Genomic DNA, 23,056 nt, shown 5'->3' on the forward strand with positions numbered 1-23,056 from the left:
ATTAATCTTGCGGGTCAGACGAGGGGAGCAGCACCGGGTTCAGGCAGCTTTCGTAATATTTCTGAATTTCTTCCATACGCTGGCGATGGCGTTGATAACGACGCAGCGCCTGCACGCCGTGGTAAGCCATGCATCCCACCATCGACAGCAGCAGAAGAGTGATGCCCAGATAGCGCCACAGGCCGCTGCGGTCGGGAATGCGGTGCAGGTTGATATGCTGGGTGCCGTTGGCGTCAGTAAACAGATTGGTGACGATCCCTTCGGCATGGAAGGGAGTATGCATCAGCATACCGGCCAGCCGCCGCAGTTCGCCCCATTGCTCATGCGCCGGGTAATCATACAGGCTTACCGCCGGCCACGGCTGATTGACCAGCACGCTGCCCTCGTCGCTGGCGATGAGGAAGCCGCCCGGGGCCGGGCTGTTGAGCGCCTGCGCCGCTCGCGAGGTTTCACGCATTACAAAGGGGGCGGTTGAGGTGGTCACCAGATTCTCCAGCGACTCGGCGCTGACTGGTCGCAGGAGCACGTTCACGCCATCCAGTTTCCCGGCGGACGCGCGCTTGGTTAACGTCTCCCAGTTACGGGTATTGCCGAGATTAACCAGCGCGTTCTTCAGGCGCAGGCAATCATCGGCAGCCGAACAGAGATCGTTAGTTTTCTGAACGATATCGCCGAAATCATCCAGCAGCACCATGCCAGATTTTTGAATGGCGGAGCGCAGCGCCGGGCTGACGCGGGAGTCGTCGTCGGTTTCCGGGTGCAGCTGACGCTGGACGGACTCCATCAGGGCGGTCGCTTTGCTGACAATGTCAGACTCCGGCAGCGGCAGAGGAGGGGCATCGTTCCACACAATCTGCGAACAATCGAAAGGCAGGAACGGCGAATCCTCTTTGGCCGTCCAACTGCCCGGCGTGCGGATGTTGCACATCCCGGTACCGGTCAGGCGCAGCGTATCGCCAATGCGCACATGGGCCTTTTCCAGCTGGCTGACGGTCGTGGCTTCAATCGTCTGCGCCCCCTTCAGCCACGACAGGGTGAACTTAAACGGCATATTCAGCGGTACGCTGGCCCATAGCATGATCACCACCACCAGGGCGCCGGCGGCGATAATCGCGCTGCGCAGCCAGTACTGCAGCGGGAAATTTTTCACTTCATCATGAAGCGACAAGTAGCGTCCCTGACGGGCCACATGGCGGTTGAGATAGATATCAATATCGGTCTGCTGTCCGAGGTCCTGGGCGATCCAGGGCTGCCAGTGGCGCGGATAGATGAGATCGATAATGCCCAGCGAGATATTATTGATATGTTCCTGATCGTTTTCGCCGAACAGCCCCCAGCGCTTCGGGACGCCGCGCAGGCAGTGGATTTCGCGCAGCGCGGCGCGGCGCGGCGGGGCATAGATCCCCCACAGGCCGGCGGCGAGCAGCAGCAAACCGGCGGCTACCAGCCACGGGGTAAAGACGGCTGGCCCAATCAGGCTGAAATAAAAGACCAGGAAAGAGGCGACGATCAGGATCGCTTCCCGCAGACCGTCCGGGCGATTCAGGGCGTGCTCTTCCGGACTTTCCCGCCGGATCTGCCGCAGCTCTACCTGTTCGCTCTCTTCGCCGCGAATCGAGGCCTGGGTGGCCGAGGCGCGTTCCAGAGCGTAGCTTTGCGCTTCCTGACGATAGTCGCTCAGGGTATGACCGTTAAGGGTGATAACCAGCGGCAGGCTGTCGGTGGGGATCAGCTCGACGCTGTTTTCATCGTTGATATGCTGTTCCCAGAACGGCGGCAGATGTACCTCCACCGAATCGAGAAAATAGCGCCATTTATTCGGCGCGTCGGTGGTGATCCCGTAGCGGGTGATGGCTCGCGTCAACCCATAGACGGTATCGCTCTGTTCGTTTAGCGCCAGAGCGACGGGCGCGCTGGTGGCGCCGGACGCGGGCACCTGCTGGGCGCGGCTCAGTTCGGCAAGATACTTTTCGATGGCCTGGCGCTCATCGGCAGGGAGCGGCCGCGTGGTGGCATCGCTAAAGGCGTGCAGTAGGGGGAGCCGGCGGCGTCTGGCGTGCGTGCGATACCACCATCCAATGAGCAATACGCAGATTAGCAGAGCTGTAAGGAATATCAGAAAGGTGCCCATGCCCATCCCATCATAGTTATATTTTTCTTACGAAATCGTCGGTGAACGTGAAGACTAACGTCAAGCTGCAGTGTTAGCGGCGCACCTGCTTGCAGGGTAGTGAATATGTCATGCAGCAGTGTATAAGCTTACCAAAAACGTTAAAGCGCAGAAATCGGTAAATTCTCAAACAGAATTCAAGCTATTGACTTTTTTATCTTTATTACTTTCACCTTTGCAGGGAAAAGGTTACAACTCTGTAAATAAGTGGCGATTTGGATTGCCGAAAGCGTGTTGCGTATCGCACAATGACTGCTTAATCACAGCATAGACCGATGACAATGAGCAAATCATTACAAAAACCCACCATTCTCAATGTTGAAACTGTCGCCCGTTCGCGCCTCTTTAATGTCGAAAGCGTCGATCTGGAATTCAGCAACGGTGTGCGTCGCGTTTATGAGCGTATGCGGCCTTCCACCCGCGAAGCGGTAATGATTGTGCCGATTGTGGATGATCATATTATTTTGATTCGCGAGTATGCCGTCGGGACGGAATCCTACGAGCTGGGCTTCTCCAAAGGGCTGATTGATCCGGGTGAAACCGTGGATGAAGCGGCCAATCGCGAGCTGAAAGAAGAGGTTGGCTTCGGCGCCAATAAGCTGACGTTCCTGAAGAAGCTCAGTATGGCTCCCTCTTACTTCTCCAGCAAAATGAATATCCTGGTGGCGGAAGATCTCTATCCGGAGTCGCTGCCGGGCGATGAGCCCGAGCCGCTGCCGCAGGTGCGCTGGCCGCTGACGCAGCTGATGTCGCTGCTGGATGAAGAAGATTTTAACGAGGCCCGCAACGTCAGCGCGCTGTTTTTAGTGCGGGAATGGCTGCAGGCCCAGGGGAGACTCTGAACGAGCGTTCACGCTAAGCAGCAATAAAAAAGCGCCCGCAGGCGCTTTTTTTGTCAGAACAGCTCGTGGGTTTCACCGCCGCCGTCCGTCAGGGTGGTGCCCACCTCATGGACCGCCTGCTGCGTGGGCTGGGTACCCTCAATAAAGTATTCCGCCCGGCTGTTGCCCCCGTTCGCCAGCTGACCGGTGCTGCGATCGATATTCACCGTGACGATTCCCGGCGGCGGCGTTAACGGCTCTTCCGCAACGCCTTCCAGCACGCTCTTCATAAAGCTGTCCCAGGCCGGCTGGGCGCTTTTGGCGCCGCCTTCGTAGCCGGAGATCTGATCTTTAATCGCCCCTGATGCGGTGGTCCGGCCAAGATCGCGACGATGATCGTCAAAGCCGATCCAAACCGAGGTCACCACGCCCGGCCCGTAGCCTGAGAACCAGGCGTCCTTCGAGCTGTTGGTGGTTCCGGTTTTGCCGCCGATGTCATGCCGCTGCAGATCCCGTCCGGCGCGCCAGCCGGTTCCCATCCAGCCCGGTTCGCCAAAGATGTTGCTGTTCAGCGCGCTCTTGATCAGGAAGGCCAGCGGGGTATTGATCACATGCGGCGCGTATTCCTGGGCGCCGCTCTGCGCCACCAGTGACTGATTGGCCTGCTCCAGCTGCGGCTGCGGCGGCACGTTGCCATTCTGCGGTTCCGTCGAGGTGGCGACATCTTCCACATCTTTGTTTTCCAGCACATTGGATTTTGGCGTATCGCCGTAAATCACCGGTAAATCACACTGCGGGCAGGCGATTTTCGGGCGCTCCTCGAAGAGGACCCCACCCTGATCATTCTCAATCTTACTGATAAAGAACGGGTTGACCAGGAAGCCGCCGTTGGCCATCACCGAATACCCGCGGGCGACCTGCAGAGGCGTAAAGGAGGCGGAGCCCAGCGCCAGCGATTCGGTGTGGACAATGTTTTGCGCCGGGAAACCAAAGCGCTGCAGATACTCGGCGGCATAGTCAACGCCCATGGCGCGCATGGCGCGCACCATTACCACGTTTTTCGACTGCCCCAGGCCCTGGCGTAAACGAATCGGACCGGCATACTGCGGCGGCGAGTTTTTCGGCCGCCAGTCGGAGCCGGCCCCGGCGTCCCAGCGCGAGATTGGCACATCGTTGAGCATGCTTGCCAGAGTTAAGCCTTTATCCATCGCAGCGGTGTAGAGGAACGGCTTGATGTTGGAGCCGACCTGGCGCAGCGCCTGGGTGGCGCGGTTAAACTTGCTCTGGTTAAAGTCAAACCCACCGACAAGGGCAATAATCGCGCCGTTTTGCGGGTTAATGGAGACCAGCGCCGAGTTGACGTCCGGGACCTGCGACAACCACCAGCTGTCACCCACTTTGCGAACCCAGATCTGCTGCCCGGCCTGCACGACGTCGTTGACTTTACGCGGAGTCGCTCCCTGCTGCGTATCGGAGATAAAGCGACGAGCCCAGCGCACGCCGTCCATCGTCAGTGAAACGGAGTCGCCGTTAGCCAACAGCGCGACGGCCTCCTGGGCATTCGCGGAGGTGACCACCGCAGGAGAAAGCGGGCCTAAGCCAGGCTGGCGCTTCAGGGCGTCGACGATCTTTTTCGCCTCCCACGGCGTTTCGCCGACCTTCCACAGCACGCTGGCCGGGCCGCGGTAGCCGTGACGCATATCGTAATCCAGCACGTTATTGCGGACCGCCTGCTGGGCCGCCTGCTGGTTTTTGCGGGTAATCGTGGTGTACACCCGGTAGCCATCTTCATAGGCCTGCTCGCCATAGCGATTCACCATCTCCTGGCGCACCATTTCGCTCAGATAAGGCGCTGAGAAGGCGATTTTCGGCGCGTGGTAGCTGGCGTCGATGGGTTCGCTGCGCGCTTCATCGTATTGCGCCTGGGTGATGTACCCCTCGCTCAGCATACGCGACAGCACCACGTTGCGACGGGCTGTGGCGCGATCCATCGAATAGAGCGGGTTAAAGGTGGACGGGGCTTTCGGCAGACCGGCAATCACCGCCATTTCGCTGAGGGTCAGCTGGTCGATAGGTTTGCCAAAATAGACCTGCGCCGCGGCGCCGACGCCATAGGCGCGGTAGCCGAGGTAAATCTTGTTCAGATACAGCTCAAGGATTTCATCTTTGTTCAGCAGCTGCTCGATGCGGATGGCCAGAAAGGCCTCTTTAATCTTACGCATCAACGTCTTCTCGGGGCTGAGGAAGAAGTTACGCGCTAACTGCTGGGTGATGGTGCTGGCGCCCTGCGAGGCGTGGCCTGAGAACATCGCCACGCTGGCGGCGCGGAAAATACCCACCGGATCGACGCCGTGATGCTCATAGAAACGACTGTCTTCGGTGGCGATAAACGCTTTCACCAGCTCGGGGGGAATTTGCTGCAACGTTACAGGGATACGGCGCTTTTCGCCGTACTGCGCAATAAGCTCACCGTCGGCGCTATAGACCTGCATCGGGATCTGCAAACGCACATCCTTCAGGGTTGCGACGTCGGGGAGTTGCGGCTCTATGTATTTGTAGAGGCCAAAAATCGAGCCTGCTCCCAGCAGTACGCAACAGACTGCAAGGATCAATAGATACTTTACGAACTTCACCGGTGTTTTCCCATTTAGTTTTATTTGGGCAGTTTATAAACAAACGCGCGGTAGTATAAAGGCAAGCCAGGTGCATTGATATAGCCGGACAGTTTTGCCGGATAAGGAGATCGTAAGCATGGCTTTCAGAAACTGGCGGATCGGAATGCATATCCAACAGGATAGCATTGCCATTGTCGCGCTACTGCATGAGCGCTCACACTGGGCACTGCGCCGCTGGTGGCGCATTCCGCTGCCGCCAGGTCTGGTGCGGCAGGGGATGGTGGAAGACGTTAGCGCCCTCGGCTCACGGCTGGCCGCCTGGCGGCGGGAGCTACCGGCGCAGCATCAGATCAGTATCGCCTTTCCCGCGGCTCGCACGCTGCAAAAACGCCTGCCTTATCCCCAGTTCGCCCTGCGAGAGCGGGAACAGGCGACGTGGATAGCCAGCGCCATGACCCAGCAGCTGGCGATGCCCGCCTCCTCTCTATGTATTGATTATGCGCCCACCTCGCGGGATGACGGCTGGCAGGTGACGGCGGCGCAGCGGCTGGATATCAATGTTCTGCGGGAGCTGGCAGGGCGGCTGCGGCTGCGGGTGGCGGCCATCGTACCGGATGCCAGCGCGCTCGGCGCCTTTTTCCCCTGGGTGACGGCAGCAGAGCAAGGCCTGGCGTGGCGGGATGAAAAGTACTGGCTATGGGCGACCCAGGAGGCCTGGGGCTGTGACGCCTGCGATGCGATAGGGTCCTTAAGCCAGCTGGCGGGGCAACTTCAGGTTCCTTTGCGCCTGTGCGCTGATGCGGGCGACGAGGGCAGTCGTTTTGATGTCTGGCAGGTGGTTCACCGCCGGCAGCCTCCGCTGCCAGCCGACGGCGATCGCTACGCCATTGCCCTTGGGCTGGCGCTGGGAGGCGGGCGCCATGACGCATGTCGTTAATCTTCTCCCCTGGCGTGACCTGCGTCGCCGCCAGCGCCTGCGCTACGCCCTGTTGTTAGCCACCGGTATCGTGCTGCTGGTGGGGACGACCCTGCAGGCGGGGCGAACAGCGGGTCTACAGCGCGATGTCCTGGCGAGGATCCACACGACGGCCGACGCAGCGTTGCTCGCCTCGCTCAAACAGCGCGAACAGGCGATGCGCGAGGCATGGCAGCAGCATCAACGCCAGCGCGAGCAGCACCAGCGCAGATCGACGATCGCCGCCTGGCAACCCCGACTAATGGCGCTCGCGGCAGGCCTGCCCGCTCAGGCATGGCTGACGCGGCTGGAGTACCAGGGGGCGCGCCTGACGCTGGATGGTCTGGCCCTCAACCTGCAGGCGCTGGCCCGGGTGGAGGCTGCTCTGGCCAGCGTCGCGGGATTCGCGCCGGCTAAAGCCGGCGGAACGCAGCGCGACGCCGAGGGGCGCTGGCGGTTCAGTTTTACCCTGTCGGGAGCGCGCGCCGATGCGGATTAACACCCGGCGCACCCGGGCGGGGCTGTTGATCCTGCTCGCGATGGGGCTGATGGGGGGCGGCGTGGCGCTCTGGCGCGATGCCCGCCCGCCGCTGGCGGCGCTGTCCCGCGATGGCGCTCTGCAAACGCAGTGGCGGCGGATCATGGCGCTGCGCATCCCCGCCGGTGAAAGTTCCGGGGAACGCATCGACAAGCAGCCGTTCTCGCCCATCGCCATTCCGCTCGCCGGCGCGAAGCTAATCGCCTGGCATCCGCAGGGGAGCGGCGGTGAGATGGCGCTGACTCTCTCCTGGCCGACGGTACCCGCCCTGTTCTCATGGCTGGCGCGCTGCGGGATGAACCCGCGTTCGTTCTCGCTGGAGCGCGAGGGGCAGGCGCTGCGCATGCGGCTGCAGCTGGAGGCGGAAGATGGGCGGTAAATGCTGGATTTTGCTGTGGTTGCCGCTGTCGCTGCTGGCGGCCGGGCGCGATCCTTTCCTGCCGGTTGAAGATCCTTGCCGCACGGCGCAGCTGTCGCAATGGCGCTATGGCGGCGCGGCCGGCGATGGCGCAGGCTGGACGGGGTTTTTGCAGGACGGAAGCGGCATGTGGCGACGGGTACGCCTGGATGAGCAATTGCCCACGGGCTGGCGGGTGAGTCGGCTGACGGCCGGCGAGCTGGACATCGTCACGCCCCCGGGATGTGAACCGCCAGCGTGGCGCTGGCAACGTGAAGGAAAACAAGATGATGCGATGGATAAGCCTGCTGCTTCTGCTGCTACCGCTGGCGGTGGTCGCCGCGCGAAATGACAAGCCGGTTTCGCTGGTCGTTGACGACGCGCCAGTGGCCCAGGTGCTGCAAGCCCTGGCCGAAATGAACCATAAGAACCTCGTTGTCGCACCGGACGTCAGCGGCACGCTCTCCCTGCGCCTGCAGAAGGTCCCCTGGACCCAGGCGCTGCGGGCAGTGGCGGATAGCGCAGGCCTCTCTTTGCAACAGCAGGGGACGGTCATCTACGCGCATACGCAGGCCTGGCAAAAAGCCAATCTGGCGCAGCGCGAAGCTGAACAGGAGAAACGTCTGCAGAACCTGCCGCTGCTGGCGGAGAGCGTGACGCTGCACTATGCCGATGCCGAGGAGCTGGCTAAAAGCGGCGGTAAGTTGCTTAGCGCCCGGGGAAACCTGATGGCGGACAAGCGGACCAATCGGCTGCTGATCCGCGATGATGCGCGGCATCTGCCGGCGCTGAAGGCCTGGGCGCAGGAGATGGATCTGCCGGTCGGACAGGTGGAGCTGGCCGCCCATATCGTGTCGATGAGCGAAACCAGCCTGCGTGAACTGGGGGTGAAGTGGCGGCTGGCGGAGGCTGAAAGCACCCCGGGATCCGGGCACATCACCACCCTAAGCAGCGATGTGTCGGTCAACGATGCCAGCACCCGCGCAGGCTTTAACATCGGCAAAATTAACGGGCGCTTGCTTGAGCTGGAGCTTTCCGCGCTGGAGCGCAAGCAGCAGGTCGAGATTATCGCCAGTCCTCGTTTGCTCGCCTCCCATATGCAGCCCGCCAGCATCAAGCAGGGGAGCGAGATCCCCTATCAGGTCTCCAGCGGTGAAAGCGGCGCCACGTCGGTGGAGTTTAAAGAGGCGGTGCTGGGCATGGAGGTGACGCCGACGGTGCTGCAGCAGGGGAGAGTGCGGTTGAAGCTGCGAATAAGCGAGAACACGCCAGGCCAGGTGCTGAAGCAGGATAACGGCGAGGCGCTGGCCATTGATAAACAGGAGATCGAGACCCTGGTGGAAGTCCGCAGCGGCGAGACCCTGGCATTGGGCGGCATCTTTTCGCAGAAAAACAAAACCGCCCGCGACAGCGTCCCGCTGCTTGGCGATATCCCGGTGCTGGGGCGTCTGTTTCGCCGCGACGGGAAAGATAATGAACGCCGTGAACTGGTTGTCTTTATTACGCCACGGATTCTGGCAGTACGTTAAGCAGGTTTTTCATGCTAAACACGTTTCAGGTGTTTGACGTGAGGACGGATTTAGCATACAAGGGGTACCGATTTGAGAGTCGGGTACGACATCAATCCTCCCTTTATTGTCCGGCGATTTTATTCAGTTGCCAAACCAGCCGGAGTATTGAGATAATTTTTAGTCTGACTCTCGCTCTATTGCATATGAGGTTTCAGTTCATGCCCTGCGGCGCTGGGTGTCTGCGAAGCGGGTTTATCATTAACGAATAGTCTTAGTAGTACCGAAAAAATGGCAGAGAAACGCAATATCTTTCTGGTTGGGCCTATGGGTGCCGGCAAAAGCACTATTGGGCGCCAGTTAGCCCAACAGCTCAACATGGAATTTTACGATTCTGATCAAGAGATTGAGAAACGCACTGGCGCTGATGTGGGCTGGGTCTTCGATGTTGAAGGCGAAGAAGGCTTCCGCGACCGTGAAGAAAAAATTATCAATGAGTTGACGGAAAAACAGGGGATTGTGCTGGCGACTGGCGGCGGCTCTGTAAAATCCCGTGAAACGCGTAACCGTCTCTCCGCCCGCGGCGTGGTGGTCTACCTGGAAACAACGATCGAGAAGCAGTTGGCCCGTACGCAGCGCGATAAAAAGCGTCCTTTGCTACAAGTCGATGCGCCGCCTCGTGAAGTACTGGAAGCGCTGGCTGACGAGCGTAACCCGCTGTATGAAGAGATCGCCGATGTGACTATCCGCACAGACGATCAGAGTGCGAAAGTCGTCGCGAACCAGATTATTCATATGCTGGAAAGCAACTGATTCTGGCTTAATAAAAGTGCGTCAGAGTAAAAGTCATTGAGGTGGATGTCGCGTTATGGAGAGGCTTACTGTTACCCTCGGGGAACGTAGTTACCCGATTACCATCGCGGCTGGTTTGTTTAACGATCCAGCTTCCTTCCTGCCACTCAAGTCGGGCGACCAGGCTATGCTGGTCACCAACGAAACGCTGGCGCCGCTTTATCTGGATACCGTCCGCTCTGCGCTGGAGCAGGCAGGGGTCAACGTTGACAGCGTGATCCTGCCCGACGGCGAACAGTATAAAAGCCTGGCGGTGATGGATACCGTATTTACCGCGCTGTTACAAAAACCCCATGGCCGCGACACCACGCTGGTGGCGCTCGGCGGCGGTGTTATCGGTGATTTAACCGGTTTCGCCGCGGCAAGCTATCAGCGCGGCGTGCGTTTTATCCAGGTCCCTACCACCTTGCTGTCGCAGGTCGACTCGTCGGTCGGCGGCAAAACCGCAGTAAACCACCCTCTCGGCAAAAACATGATTGGCGCCTTCTGGCAGCCGGTTTCCGTGGTGGTTGATCTTAACTGTCTGAAGACGCTTCCGAAGCGCGAACTCGCTTCCGGACTGGCTGAGGTCATCAAGTATGGGGTGATCCTCGACGGCGCATTCTTCAGCTGGCTGGAAAACAACATTGATGCCCTGCTGGCGCTGGATGAAAAGGCCATGGCGTACTGCATTCGCCGTTGCTGTGAGCTGAAAGCGGAAGTTGTGGCTGCCGACGAGCGTGAAACCGGGTTACGTGCTTTACTCAATCTTGGACATACCTTCGGCCATGCTATCGAGGCTGAAATGGGCTACGGTAACTGGCTGCACGGCGAAGCGGTGGCGGCAGGTATGGTGATGGCGGCGCATACGTCCGAGCGGCTGGGGCAGTTCAGCTCGCAGGATACTCAGCGCCTTATCGATCTGCTCAAGCGTGCAGGTTTACCGGTACGCGGCCCGCAGGAAATGAGTGCGCAGGCGTATTTGCCCCATATGATGCGCGATAAGAAAGTACTGGCTGGCGAAATGCGGCTGGTGCTCCCGCTCGCAATAGGAAGCAGCGAGCTGCGCGGCGGAGTGCCGCATGATGTGGTTCTTGGCGCGATTGCTGATACTCAGCAGGCGCAACAATAAGAAGGTCTGGCCGCGTTCGCGCGGCGTTATCATTTCGGGTGATGTGCAATAATCGTGAGCATAAGCCTTTTAGTGGGGTGTTAAATGGATGATTTCAAACCAGAAGACGATATGAAAGCCGATCGCAACGATCGTCGTGCTGGTCGTTCCCGTCAGTCTTCCGAGCGTGATGCCGATCCGCAGATCAATTTTGACGATGTCGATCTTGATGCCGATGAAGGCCGTCCGACGCGCGCCGGCAAGGCCCGTCGTGAGCGTGAAGAGGAAGAGTTCGAAGAAGAACTGGATGCGGAAGATGAGGAGATGCTCGAAGAGCAGCCTGTAGAGCGTCGTCCGCGTAAGCGTAAAAAAGCGCCGGCGAAACCCGCTTCCCGCCAGTACATCATGATGGGCGTGGGGATTCTGGTGCTGTTGCTGTTAATCGTAGGTATCGGTTCCGCGCTGAAATCGCCATCTTCGTCCAGCCAGCAGACCGCTTCCGGCGAGAAGAGCATTAATCTGTCTGATGACCAGTCCGCCAGCACCCCAGCTGCCGGCCAGGATCAGACAGCCGCCAATACCACCACACAGCAGGACGTCACGGTACCGCCTATTGCCGCGAACCCGACCCAGGGCCAGGCAGCGGCAGAGCCGCAGGGCCAGCAGCGCGTTGAAGTTCAGGGCGATCTGAATAACGCGCTGACCCAGCAGCAGGGCCAGCTGGACGGCGCCGTAGCTAACTCGACGCTGCCAACTGAACCGGCAACCGTCGCGCCGATCCGTAATGGCGCCAGTGGCGCCGCGGCGCCGCGCCAGACGACCGAACGTCAGACGGCTGCAACGCCGCGTCCGGCCGAGCGTAAGCACACCGTCATCGAAGCGAAGCCGCAGCCGAAACCACAGGCGGTGGCGAAAGCGCCGGTAGAAACGAAACCGGTCCAGCCGAAGCATGTTGAAAGCGCGGCCACTACCGCTCCGGCGAAAACGACCGTCAGCGAAAGTAAACCGGCAGCCACCGCGCAGAGCAAACCAGCCACGACCGCGACGACCGCAGCGCCAGCCGCAACGGCAGCCGCGGCAGCGCCGGCGGCGAAGAGCGGTAAAACGGCAGGTGACGTCAGCTCGATGAAATCTGCGCCGTCGGGTAACTATACCCTGCAGCTCAGCAGCTCCTCTAACTATGAAAACCTGAATAACTGGGCGAAGAAAGAGAAGCTGGACAGATATGTTGTCTATGAAACGTCGCGTAACGGCCAACCGTGGTACGTGCTGGTGAGCGGTATCTATTCATCGAAAGATGAAGCGAAACGCGCGGTCACCTCGCTGCCGCCGGACGTGCAGGCGAAAAATCCATGGGCAAAACCACTGCATCAGGTTCAGGCTGATCTGAAATAATGCCGTGGGGTAGTCTTAAGCGCAGGATGCTGTCGGAGCTTTCTCCACAGCCGGAGAATGTGTAATTAGTTAGGCAGCATGAAAAAGAATCGCGCTTTTCTAAAGTGGGCAGGGGGGAAGTACCCCCTGCTTGACGATATTAAAAAGCATTTGCCGGAAGGTGAGTGCTTAATCGAGCCCTTTGTGGGCGCCGGGTCGGTATTTCTCAATACCGACTTTTCTCGTTATATCCTCGCGGATATCAACAGTGATTTAATCGGCCTGTACAACATCGTCAAATTGCGCACCGACGAGTATGTCGCTGCCGCCCGCGAGATGTTTACCCCGGAAAACAACGTCGCTGAGCGCTACTACCAGTACCGTGATGAATTCAACCAGAGCCAGGATCCGCTGCGTCGCGCGGTGCTGTTCCTGTATCTGAACCGTCACGGCTACAACGGCCTGTGCCGCTACAATTTGCGCGGCGAATTCAATGTGCCGTTTGGCCGCTATAAGAAGCCCTATTTCCCCGAGGCTGAGCTCTATCATTTTGCCGACAAGGCGCAAAACGCTGAGTTTTACTGCGAATCTTATGAAGAGTGCATGCAGCGTGCGGATAGCCGCACGGTGGTGTATTGCGATCCGCCCTATGCGCCATTGACGGCGACGGCGAACTTTACCGCCTACCACACCAACAGCTTCAACCTGGAGCAACAGGTGCTGCTGGCGCAAAAGGCGGAATCGCTGATGAAGAAACGGATCCCGGTGCTGATTTCCAACCACCGCACGCCGTTGACGCAGGAGTGGTATAAAAACGCGGCAGAAACGCATATTGTGAAGGTTCGGCGCAGCATCAGCAGCAACGGTGGTACGCGTAAAAAGGTGGACGAGCTCTTAGCGCTCTACCGTCCGCCTAAGACCAAATAAATTTCAAGGAGATGCGGATGAAGCAGTATTTGATTGCCCCTTCGATTCTGTCGGCTGATTTTGCCCGTCTGGGTGAGGATACCGCGAAGGCGCTGGCGGCGGGTGCGGATGTCGTGCACTTCGACGTCATGGACAACCACTACGTGCCGAACCTGACGATTGGCCCGATGGTGCTGAAGTCGCTGCGTAACTACGGTATTACCGCGCCGATCGACGTCCACCTGATGGTGAAGCCGGTCGACCGCATCATTCCTGATTTTGCCGAAGCTGGCGCCAGCATCATCACCTTCCACCCGGAAGCCTCCGAACACGTCGACCGCAGCCTGCAGCTTATCAAAGAGCACGGCTGTAAAGCGGGCCTGGTGTTTAACCCCGCGACGCCGCTGAGCTATCTCGATTACGTGATGGATAAGCTGGACGTGATCCTGCTGATGTCGGTTAACCCGGGCTTTGGCGGCCAGTCCTTTATTCCGCAGACGCTGGATAAACTGCGTGAAGTGCGCCAGCGCATCGATGCGTCCGGCTACGACATTCGCCTGGAAGTGGATGGCGGAGTGAAAGCGAGCAATATCGGCGAAATCGCCGCGGCGGGCGCGGATATGTTCGTTGCCGGTTCGGCGATCTTCGGTCAGCCGGACTACAAGAAAGTCATTGATCACATGCGTAATGAATTAGCGAAGGTGAGTCATGGATAAATTACAGGCGATCCGCGGCATCGCGTTTGATCTCGACGGCACGCTGGTGGACAGCGCGCCGGGTCTGACCGCCGCCGTTGATAACGCCCTCTACGCCCTGGAGCTGCCGGTGGCGGGAGAAGAACGCGTCGTGACCTGGATCGGCAACGGCGCCGATGTTCTGATGGAGCGGGCGCTGACCTGGGCTCGCCAGGAGCGTGCAACGTTACGTGCGGCGATGGGCAAGCCTTCCGTCGACGATCATGATATTCCGCAAGACGAACAGCTGCGCATTTTGCGTAAACTGTTTGACCGCTATTACGCCGAAGCGGCGGAAGAGGGCAGTTTCCTGTTTCCGGCAGTGGCCGATACGCTCGGCGCGCTGCAGGCCAAAGGCCTGCCGCTGGCGCTGGTGACCAATAAGCCGACGCCGTTCGTCGCCCCGCTGCTGGACGCGCTCGATATTGCGAAATACTTTACCGTGGTGATCGGCGGCGATGACGTACAGAACAAAAAGCCGCATCCGGAACCGCTGCTGCTGGTGGCGCAAAAGCTCGGCCTGACGCCGGAGGCGCTGCTGTTCGTCGGCGATTCCCGTAATGATATTCAGGCGGCCAAAGCGGCAGGCTGCTGCTCTGTTGGCCTGACCTACGGCTATAACTATGGCGAACCGCTTGCGCTGAGCGAGCCGGACTATCTCTTCGACCAGTTTAATGAACTCTTACCCGCTCTCGGGTTACCGCACAGTGAAACTCAGGAATTGAAACATGACTAAGCCCATCGTTTTTAGTGGCGCACAGCCCTCAGGTGAACTGACCATTGGCAACTACATGGGTGCGCTGCGTCAGTGGGTAAACATGCAGGACGATTACCACTGCATCTATTGCATCGTGGACCAGCACGCCATCACCGTGCGCCAGGATCCGCAGCAGCTGCGTAAGGCGACGCTGGACACCCTGGCGCTGTATCTGGCCTGCGGCATCGACCCGCAGAAAAGCACTATTTTCGTTCAGTCTCACGTGCCGGAACATGCCCAGTTAGGCTGGGCGCTGAACTGCTACACCTATTTCGGCGAACTGAGCCGCATGACCCAGTTTAAAGACAAGTCCGCGCGCTACGCGGAGAACATCAACGCCGGTCTGTTTGATTATCCGGTACTGATGGCCGCTGACATTCTCCTGTACCAGACCAACCAGGTTCCGGTGGGCGAAGATCAGAAACAGCACCTTGAACTGAGCCGCGATATCGCCCAGCGTTTTAACGCCATCTACGGCGATATTTTTAAAGTGCCTGAGCCGTTTATCCCTAAATCCGGCGCGCGCGTGATGTCGCTGCTGGAGCCGACGAAAAAGATGTCCAAGTCCGACGACAACCGCAACAACGTCATCGGCCTGCTGGAAGACCCGAAATCGGTGGTCAAGAAGATCAAACGTGCGGTCACCGACTCCGACGAGCCGCCGGTGGTGCGCTACGACCTGAAAGAGAAAGCGGGCGTCTCCAACCTGCTGGATATCCTCTCCGCGGTCACCGGGAAAACCATTCCTGAGCTGGAGCAGCATTTCGAAGGCAAAATGTATGGCCACCTGAAAGGCGAAGTCGCCGAAGCGGTATCGGGCATGCTGATTGACCTGCAGGAGCGCTATCACCGTTTCCGTAACGACGAAGCGTTTCTCAATCAGGTGATGAAGGACGGCGCAGAAAAGGCCAGCGCGCGGGCTTCTCAAACCCTGAAAGCGGTATACGAAGCGATTGGCTTTGTCGCCAAGCCGTAAGCGACGCAACAGCTAAAAAGGGCGGGATTATCCCGCCCTTTTTTATGCCTGTCGTTCACACCGTCAGGCGAAGGTTAGTGGTTCGAGAACCAGTTCAGTTTATCCCGCAGACCGACCACACGGCCGACAATGATCAGCGCCGGGCTGGCCATCTGCTGCGCCAGAATATCCAGCTGTCCTAAGGTGCCGCTGACCACTTTTTGCGTCACGGCGGTGCCGTTCTCGACGATGGCGGCAGGCATATCTTCCGCCATGCCGTGGGCGATAAGCTTCTCGCGGATCGCCGGCGCCTGGTTCAGACCCATGTAGAACACCAGGGTCTGCTTCTCCACCGCCAGGTTCGCCCAGTCCAGCTCGCCGCCGGTTTTCAGATGGCCGGTGACCAGGCGGACGCCCTGGGCGAAATCGCGATGGGTCAACGGGATCCCCGAGTAGGCGGAGCAGCCGGAGGCGGCGGTGATGCCGGGCACAACCGAGAAGGGGATCCCCGCCTCGCAGAGGGTCTCCAGCTCCTCTCCGCCGCGGCCAAAGATAAAGGGATCGCCGCCTTTCAGCCGGACCACGCGTCTTCCTTTTTGCGCTTCGCGCAGCAGGATCTGGTTGATCTCCTCCTGCGGCACGCAGTGATAGCCTGAGCGCTTGCCGACGAACACCCGGTCGGCATCGCGGCGCACCAGATTCATAATGTCGTCGGAGACTAGCCGGTCATAGACCACCACGTCGGCCTGCTGGATCTGCTGCAGGCCCTTGAGCGTGAGCAGCCCGGCGTCACCTGGGCCGGCGCCAACCAGGACGACCTCGCCGCGATGCTCTAACGGCTCGGTCAGCAGCTGCTCGGTGGTATCCGCCACCGCCTGCCGATCGTCATTGGCCAGCGACTGCGCCAGCCGGTCGTTAACGAACAGCTTCTCCCAGAAGCGGCGGCGTTCGCCTACGGTGGCAAACTGCTGCTTCACGCGCGCGCGCAGATGGCCGGCGTAGCGGGCCAGCTGGCCAAGATGCAGGGGTAAGACTGACTCCAGCTTCTCGCGCAACAGGCGCGCCAGCACCGGGGATGTCCCGCCCGAGGAGACGGCGACCATCAGCGGCGAGCGGTCGATGATGGACGGCATGATAAAGCTGGCCTGGCGCGGGGCATCCACCACGTTACAGAAGATACGCCGCGCTTCGGCCGCGTCGCTGACCTGCTGGTTCACCGTCTCATTATCGGTAGCGGCGATGGCCAGCCAGCAGTTGTCCAGCAGCGAGGGGATAAACTCCCCCTGCACAAGGGTTAGCATCTGTGAATCGGCCCACACATGAAACTGAGGGGTAAAGTCGAGCGCATTGACCGTGACGTTTGCGCCAGCATCCAGCAGCAGACGGGCCTTGCGTTCGGCGACATCCCCGCCGCCAACCAGTAAACAATCACGCTGGCGCAACTGGCAGAATATGGGTAAGTGATCCACAGAATAACCTCATAAAAATAAGGGGTAGAAAATGAGTGGTCGTAGAATAGCAGCAAAGGTAATACAAAACATGCGACATATCCCGCACTCATGCGCTGTCGGTCAGAAGTGTTACTTATATCTCCCCCCGTGGCAGGGGGGAGGATGCGGGACTCACGCCTTAAGCTGAACGTGGCCGTCTTTTACCCGGGCGTCGAAACGGGCGATAGAATGGCTGGCATCTTCCATACACAGGCCGTCGCTCAGGCGGAAACGTTGTTTTTTCAGCGGGCTGGCAACCCACAGGGCGCCGTCATGCTCGGCGATAATGCCGCGAGACAGTACGCTGGCGTTAAAGAACGGATCAATGTTGCTGATAGCGAACACCCTGTCGTCATGATAGGGACGGAAGATCGCCACCTGCTGCTGACCGAGCAGGGCGCAGACGCCGGTGGCGGGCAGGATGTCGTCAATGTTGCAGATGTTTACCCACTGGCTCATGCTTTTTCCTCCACCAGAGTAACCGGGATGCGCTCATACGGCGTGGCCGGGCGATGTTGGTCACGTTCTGGCACCACCTGAACGTTCGGGTCGCGCTGGTCGCTGTTGATAAAGTGTTTGAAGCGGGTCTGCGCCGCCGGGTTATTGACGGTCTCGGTCCACTCGCAGGCGAAGGCGGCGCGCAGGCGAGCCAGCTCCTCTTCCAGATGGTCGTTCAGACCGAGCTTGTCATCGATGATGACGCTGCGCAGATAGTCGATCCCGCCTTCCATGTTGTCCAGCCACGGCGCGGTGCGGGTCAGCTTATCGGCGGTGCGGATGTAGAACATCATAAAGCGGTCGAGATACTTAATCAGCGTCTCGCGATCGAGGTCCGCGGCCAGCAGATCGGCGTGGCGCGGCTTCATCCCGCCGTTACCGCACACGTACAGGTTCCAGCCTTTCTCGGTGGCGATGATCCCGACGTCTTTGCCCTGGGCTTCCGCACATTCGCGGGTACAGCCGGAGACGCCGAACTTCATTTTGTGCGGCGTACGGATGCCTTTGTAGCGATTTTCCAGTTCGACGCCGAAGCCGACGCTGTCGCCGACCCCGTAGCGGCACCAGGTGCTGCCGACGCAGGTTTTCGCCATCCGCAGCGCTTTGGCGTAGGCGTGGCCGGTTTCGAAGCCCGCTTCAATCAGCTGCCGCCAGATCTCCGGCAGGTCGTCTTTCTGCGCGCCAAACAGGCCGATGCGCTGGGAACCGGTGATTTTGGTGTACAGATTGAATTCACGAGCGATACGGCCCACAGCGACCAGCCCTTCCGGCGTGATTTCGCCGCCCGCGGAGCGTGGAATAACCGAGTAGGTGCCATCTTTCTGGATATTGGCGAGGAAGTTGTCGTTGGTGTCCTGCAGCGGCGTGTGCTGAGGCTTGAGGATGTACTCATTCCAGCAGGAGGCCAGCAGGGAGCCGACGGTCGGTTTACACACTTCACAGCCGTAGCCCTGGCCGTGTTTGGCCAGCAGTTCGTCGAAGGTTTTGATGCCTTCCACGCGGATCAGGTGGAACAGCTCCTGGCGGGAGTAAGCGAAATGTTCGCACAGGTTGTTGTTGACCTCGATACCCTGTTTCGCCAGCTCGGCGTTGAGCACCTGGGTGACCAACGGGATACAGCCGCCGCAGCCGGTACCGGCCTTGGTTTCCGCTTTCAGCGCCGCGACGGTATGGCAGCCTTTATTGATGGCGGCGATCAGGTCGCCTTTGCTGACGTCGAAGCAGGAGCAGATTTGCGCGCTGTCCGGCAGTTTATCGACGCCGATCGACGGCTTGCCGCTGCCGGCGTGGGCCGGGAGGATCAGCGAATCCGGATTCTCCGGCAACTCGATGGCGTTCAGCACCAGCTGCAGCAGGTTGCCGTAGTCGCTGGTGTCGCCGACCAGCACCGCGCCGAGCAGGGTTTTGTTGTCGGCGCTGACGATCAGACGCTTATAAACTTCTTTGCTTTCGTCGAGATAGACGTAGCTACGGGCGCCCGGCGTGTGGCCGTGGGCATCGCCGATACCGCCCACGTCTACACCCAGCAGCTTCAGCTTGGCGCTGAGGTCGGCGCCGGTGAAGCTGTTTTCACTGCCGAGGAGGTGGTCGACGGCCACCTGGGCCATTTTATAACCCGGCGCGACGAGGCCATACACGCGGTTGTTCCAGCTGGCGCATTCGCCGATGGCATAGATATCCGGGTCGGAGGTCTGGCAGCTATCGTTGACCATGATGCCGCCGCGCTGGGCAACCGCCAGTCCGCACTGGGTGGCCAGTTTATCGCGCGGGCGGATCCCGGTAGAGAAGACGATGAAATCGACCTGCAGCTCGCTACCGTCGGCGAAGTGCATGGTTTTGCGCGCCTCGGTGCCCTGCTGAACGATCTCTTTGGTGTTTTTGCTGGTGTGAACTTTCACGCCCATGCTTTCAATTTTGCGCCGCAGCTGCTCGCCGCCCATCTGGTCGAGCTGCTCGGCCATCAGCATCGGCGCGAATTCGATAACATGGGTTTCGACACCGAGGTTTTTCAGGGCGCCTGCGGCTTCCAGGCCGAGCAGGCCGCCGCCGACCACCGCGCCGCGTTTGCTGCGACGGGCGCAGGATTCAATGGCGTTAAGATCTTCAATGGTGCGATAGACGAAGCAATCCTGAGTTTCCGCGCCTTTAATCGGCGGGATCCAGGGGTATGAGCCGGTCGCCATAATCAGCTTGTCGTAGAACACCGTGCGCCCGGCGCTGGAGTGGATCACTTTCTCCTGGCGGTTGATGGTGATGGCCCGTTCGCCGACCAGCACCTTGACGCCGTGTTTCTCATAGAAACCTTCGCGGACCAGCGACAGCTCTTCTGCGGTATGGTGGGAGAAATAAGACGACAGGTGGACACGGTCGTAGGCGATACGCGGTTCTTCACAGAACACGGTAATGTCGAACTGTCCGGCAGGCGCCTTATCGAGAAGCTCTTCGATAAAGCGATGGCCAACCATGCCGTTACCGATAATAGCGATTCTGACTTTGCTCATTTTTGCCTCGATTTCTTTTCTATTACCGCCTACCTTAACGATTCAGCCATCAGGCTTATTGATGCAAATCAATGACAACTTCACCTACCACTTAATGGGTATATAATTGATTTGTCTGTAATTTTCTAAGTTGTGGAAAACGCTGGCTTTTCCTTTTTGCCGATTTTGTGTACAAGAATTGGGTGGGTCGCGATTGGGGTTGAGTAGAAAACAAGCCGTATTGAATAGAGAGGGTGATATGACAGCAGCGCCGCTTTGGTTGATTCAGAACGTACGCCTGGCAGACCGCGACGGCCTGTGGCAGATAGCGATAGATAAGGGCCGCTTTGGCGAGATCACACCGATGGGGGAGGCGCGGGACGAAAGCTACGAGGTGTTGAACGCTCGCGGCGGCCTGGCGATCCCGCCTTTTATTGAGCCGCATATCCATCTGGATACCACCCAGACGGCCGGTGAGCCGAACTGGAACCAGTCCGGCACCCTGTTCGAGGGGATTGAGCGCTGGGCGGAGCGGAAAGCGCTGCTCAGCCATGAGGACGTTAAAGCCCGGGCGTGGAAAACCCTCAAGTGGCAGATCGCCAATGGCGTGCAGTTTGTCCGTACCCATGTCGATGTCTCCGATCCAACGTTGACGGCGCTGAAGGCGATGCTGGAGGTCAAAAAGGAGGTGGCGCCATGGGTCGAGCTGCAGATTGTCGCTTTTCCGCAGGAGGGGATCCTCTCTTACCCCAACGGCGAGGCGCTGCTGGAAGAGGCCCTGAAGCTGGGGGCGGATGTCGTCGGGGCGATCCCGCACTTTGAGTTCACCCGTGAATATGGGGTGGAATCGCTGCATATCGCCTTTCGACTGGCGCAGAAATATGACCGCCCGCTGGATATTCACTGCGATGAAATTGACGATGAACAGTCGCGCTTTGTTGAAACCGTTGCCGCGCTGGCGCTGAAGGCGGGGATAGGGCCGCGGGTGACGGCCAGCCATACCACCGCCATGCACTCCTATAATGGCGCCTATACCTCGCGCCTGTTCCGCCTGCTAAAGCTCTCCGGCATCAACTTTGTCGCCAATCCGCTGGTCAATATTCATCTGCAGGGCCGGTTTGACGACTACCCGAAGCGACGAGGCATTACCCGGGTGAAGGAGCTGATGGCGGCGGGGATCAACGTTTGCTTTGGTCATGATGATGTCTTTGACCCGTGGTACCCGCTGGGGACCGGTAATATGCTGCAGGTCCTGCATATGGGGCTGCACGTTTGCCAGCTGATGGGCTACCAGCAGATTAACGACGGCCTGCAGCTTATCACTGACAACAGCGCCCGCACGTTTGGCCTGACCGATTACGGCATCGTCAGCGGCAACCCGGCTAACCTGATCATCCTCCCGGCGGAGAATGGCTTTGAGGCGGTACGCTGCCAGGTGCCGGTGCGCTGGTCAATTCGCCAGGGAAGGGTGATCGCGATTACCCAGCTGGCGCAAACCTGGATCCAGACCGACCGCGGTGGCGAGGCGCTCTCTTTTATGAGGAACAGCCCCCTTGCGGACGCAAAGGGGCCGAAGGCTTAGTGAGACGCCGCCTGCGCGTTGTTCTGGCGGTGACGGGAGACGAAGCCGAGGATAAAGCACATCACGAACACCACGGCGTAGAGGCCGTTAGCGGTGTGCAGCGCTGCCAGCGGACCGCTGGCAGCCACAATCGGGCCGGTAACCACGAAAGTCAGCATGGTGCCGATGGTGCCGCAGGTGAGGATAAAGTTCACCAGCTTTGGTGAAGCGACTTTAGTTTGCTGCGAACCGAGCGTAATGATCGAGGTGTAGATGGCGCTGGAGAAGAAGCCCAGGGTCAGAATAAACCACGGCATATGCTCCGGCGAACCATTGATAAACAGGTACATCAGCACCGTCGCGAGGCCGGCGAGGACGGTCAAGATGCGCTGCAGGTCGAAGAAGCGCAGGATAAAGCTGAATGACCACATGCCGATCATGTAGGACATCCAGAAATCGCTCACCAGTTTACCGGCATCGCCGAGGCTCATGCCCAGGCTCTTGGCATATTCCGGTACCCAGGAGATAAAGCCCAGCTGACCGAGGATGTAGCACAGCGCCGCGACGGAGAGGAACAGCACGCCGATGCCCCACTTCTCTTTCACCACCGGCTGGCTGTTTTCGCTCTGCGCTTTTTTGCCGAGCACCGGGAAGTCACAGCCGAATGTCAGGACGAAAATAGCGACATACACCAGACCGATACAGGCGTAGACCCAGTACCACTCGATGCTGCGCGCCAGCAGGACCGCGGCGACCATCGGAAAAATCATTCCCGCCATGCTAAAGAAGGAGTCGGTAAACAGCAGACGCGCCCCGCGCTGACGGCCTTCATACATATGGGTGATCAGGAAGGTCCCGATCGACATGGTGATCCCGCTGACCAGGCCGAGAACGAACATCGACGCGGAGAACAGCGCCAGGCTGTGGCTGAGCATCAGGCCGGCCACCGCCAGCACCATTAAAATAAAGCCAAAACGCAGCTGAGTTTTCAGCGGCACGATCTCCATCAGCCAGGCATTGAGGAAAATGGAGATCAGAATACCGGCGTTCAGAAAGGTAAAGGTGTTGCTCATACTGGAAACGGGCAGATGGAAATAATCCGCAATGTTACCCATCACCATCCCGGTGACGATCACCAACGCGCCGGTCAGGGCGTAGGAGAAGAAGCTGATCCATGTGAGCTTAATACGGTTGCTGTTAGTCATGACTGGCCTGTGAATAGAAAGGTAAAGCGCGTTGACGCTGCGCCGGGCGGACAGATTTTAGTCGTTCAGGTGATGTAATTAAATGTTTATTGTGAAATACGTTATCTTTTGCATGTTTTAATGTGACTTGCATCACGATTTTTTCGACGC

20 protein-coding genes are annotated in these 23,056 nt (G+C 59.1%); 14 read left to right on the forward strand and 6 right to left on the reverse strand.

The genetic code is table 11. The features are described 5' to 3' along the window. Nucleotide 1: 1 nt before the first annotated feature. Nucleotides 2-2,131: an intracellular growth attenuator family protein gene (locus tag ABLV52_RS23900; RefSeq protein WP_072421013.1), complete on the reverse strand. Its 2,130-nt coding sequence runs from the start codon at nt 2,129-2,131 to the stop codon at nt 2-4. 320 nt (nt 2,132-2,451) lie between these two features. Between ABLV52_RS23900 and nudE the strand changes: the two genes are divergently transcribed. After that, nucleotides 2,452-3,012 (forward strand): ADP compounds hydrolase NudE, encoded by a 561-nt coding sequence (gene nudE / locus ABLV52_RS23905; protein WP_032429005.1) that lies wholly within the window; start codon nt 2,452-2,454, stop codon nt 3,010-3,012. Nucleotides 3,013-3,065: 53 nt separating this feature from the next. On the opposite strand, the gene mrcA is transcribed toward nudE, so the two are convergent. Then, entirely contained in the window at nt 3,066-5,624 is a 2,559-nt protein-coding gene (gene mrcA, locus ABLV52_RS23910) for a peptidoglycan glycosyltransferase/peptidoglycan DD-transpeptidase MrcA (protein WP_032454231.1), read from the reverse strand. A 118-nt stretch (nt 5,625-5,742) separates the two neighbouring features. Between mrcA and ABLV52_RS23915 the strand changes: the two genes are divergently transcribed. The 12 genes from ABLV52_RS23915 to trpS all read left to right on the forward strand — a co-directional run bounded on the left by ABLV52_RS23915 (nt 5,743) and on the right by trpS (nt 15,693). Continuing rightward, complete coding sequence (locus ABLV52_RS23915) at nt 5,743-6,543, forward strand: pilus assembly protein (RefSeq protein ID WP_348891002.1); 801 nt, start codon at nt 5,743-5,745, stop codon at nt 6,541-6,543. Next, nucleotides 6,527-7,060, forward strand: a complete 534-nt coding sequence (locus ABLV52_RS23920; RefSeq protein WP_348891003.1) for a PilN domain-containing protein — start codon at nt 6,527-6,529, stop codon at nt 7,058-7,060. Before ABLV52_RS23915 ends, ABLV52_RS23920 begins: the two co-directional genes overlap by 17 nt. Then, nucleotides 7,050-7,478, forward strand: a complete 429-nt coding sequence (locus ABLV52_RS23925) for a pilus assembly protein PilO (RefSeq protein ID WP_325085424.1) — start codon at nt 7,050-7,052, stop codon at nt 7,476-7,478. The genes ABLV52_RS23920 and ABLV52_RS23925 overlap by 11 nt, the downstream gene beginning before the upstream one ends. Continuing rightward, nucleotides 7,468-7,848, forward strand: coding sequence for a HofP DNA utilization family protein (locus tag ABLV52_RS23930; RefSeq protein ID WP_023291194.1), 381 nt, complete (start codon nt 7,468-7,470; stop codon nt 7,846-7,848). The genes ABLV52_RS23925 and ABLV52_RS23930 overlap by 11 nt, the downstream gene beginning before the upstream one ends. After that, nucleotides 7,784-9,025, forward strand: coding sequence for a DNA uptake porin HofQ (gene hofQ, locus ABLV52_RS23935; protein ID WP_348891004.1), 1,242 nt, complete (start codon nt 7,784-7,786; stop codon nt 9,023-9,025). The genes ABLV52_RS23930 and hofQ overlap by 65 nt, the downstream gene beginning before the upstream one ends. 270 nt (nt 9,026-9,295) lie before the next feature. Further along, nucleotides 9,296-9,817 (forward strand): shikimate kinase AroK, encoded by a 522-nt coding sequence (aroK, locus tag ABLV52_RS23940; RefSeq protein ID WP_002920267.1) that lies wholly within the window; start codon nt 9,296-9,298, stop codon nt 9,815-9,817. A gap of 55 nt (nt 9,818-9,872) precedes the next feature. After that, a complete protein-coding gene (aroB, locus tag ABLV52_RS23945) occupies nt 9,873-10,967 on the forward strand; it encodes a 3-dehydroquinate synthase (protein ID WP_348891005.1) in 1,095 nt (364 codons plus the stop codon). A gap of 84 nt (nt 10,968-11,051) precedes the next feature. Then, the gene (gene damX / locus ABLV52_RS23950; protein ID WP_032429003.1) at nt 11,052-12,341 is read left to right on the forward strand and encodes a cell division protein DamX; all 1,290 of its coding nucleotides are present in this window, start codon (nt 11,052-11,054) and stop codon (nt 12,339-12,341) included. A 78-nt stretch (nt 12,342-12,419) separates the two neighbouring features. Next, on the forward strand, nt 12,420-13,247 hold the full coding sequence (dam, locus tag ABLV52_RS23955; protein ID WP_004202178.1) for an adenine-specific DNA-methyltransferase: 828 nt from the start codon (nt 12,420-12,422) through the stop codon (nt 13,245-13,247). Between the two features lie 17 nt (nt 13,248-13,264). Continuing rightward, nucleotides 13,265-13,942: a ribulose-phosphate 3-epimerase gene (rpe, locus tag ABLV52_RS23960; protein WP_023291190.1), complete on the forward strand. Its 678-nt coding sequence runs from the start codon at nt 13,265-13,267 to the stop codon at nt 13,940-13,942. Beyond that, a complete protein-coding gene (gene gph / locus ABLV52_RS23965) occupies nt 13,935-14,696 on the forward strand; it encodes a phosphoglycolate phosphatase (protein WP_023291189.1) in 762 nt (253 codons plus the stop codon). The genes rpe and gph overlap by 8 nt, the downstream gene beginning before the upstream one ends. Further along, nucleotides 14,689-15,693, forward strand: coding sequence for a tryptophan--tRNA ligase (gene trpS / locus ABLV52_RS23970; protein ID WP_002920253.1), 1,005 nt, complete (start codon nt 14,689-14,691; stop codon nt 15,691-15,693). The genes gph and trpS overlap by 8 nt, the downstream gene beginning before the upstream one ends. 74 nt (nt 15,694-15,767) lie before the next feature. Here the strand turns inward: trpS and cysG are convergent, their stop codons facing one another. From cysG to nirB, 3 genes are all read right to left on the reverse strand, one after another. After that, nucleotides 15,768-17,141, reverse strand: coding sequence for a siroheme synthase CysG (gene cysG, locus ABLV52_RS23975; protein WP_023291188.1), 1,374 nt, complete (start codon nt 17,139-17,141; stop codon nt 15,768-15,770). A gap of 153 nt (nt 17,142-17,294) precedes the next feature. Further along, nucleotides 17,295-17,621 carry a nitrite reductase small subunit NirD gene (gene nirD / locus ABLV52_RS23980; protein ID WP_023291187.1) on the reverse strand — a complete coding sequence of 109 codons (327 nt, stop codon included), beginning with the start codon at nt 17,619-17,621 and terminating at the stop codon, nt 17,295-17,297. Beyond that, a complete protein-coding gene (gene nirB / locus ABLV52_RS23985; RefSeq protein WP_348891006.1) occupies nt 17,618-20,161 on the reverse strand; it encodes a nitrite reductase large subunit NirB in 2,544 nt (847 codons plus the stop codon). The genes nirD and nirB overlap by 4 nt, the downstream gene beginning before the upstream one ends. A gap of 238 nt (nt 20,162-20,399) precedes the next feature. Here nirB and ABLV52_RS23990 point away from each other — a divergent pair, with 238 nt between their 5' ends. After that, a complete protein-coding gene (locus ABLV52_RS23990; protein ID WP_032454219.1) occupies nt 20,400-21,722 on the forward strand; it encodes a cytosine deaminase in 1,323 nt (440 codons plus the stop codon). Here ABLV52_RS23990 and tsgA read toward each other — a convergent pair. Continuing rightward, a complete protein-coding gene (gene tsgA / locus ABLV52_RS23995; RefSeq protein ID WP_004202192.1) occupies nt 21,719-22,906 on the reverse strand; it encodes an MFS transporter TsgA in 1,188 nt (395 codons plus the stop codon). The genes ABLV52_RS23990 and tsgA overlap by 4 nt on opposite strands. Nucleotides 22,907-23,056: the final 150 nt, after the last annotated feature.

The sequence above is a fragment of the Klebsiella sp. GB_Kp056 genome (assembly GCF_040064755.1).
Lineage (GTDB): Bacteria > Pseudomonadota > Gammaproteobacteria > Enterobacterales > Enterobacteriaceae > Klebsiella > Klebsiella quasipneumoniae.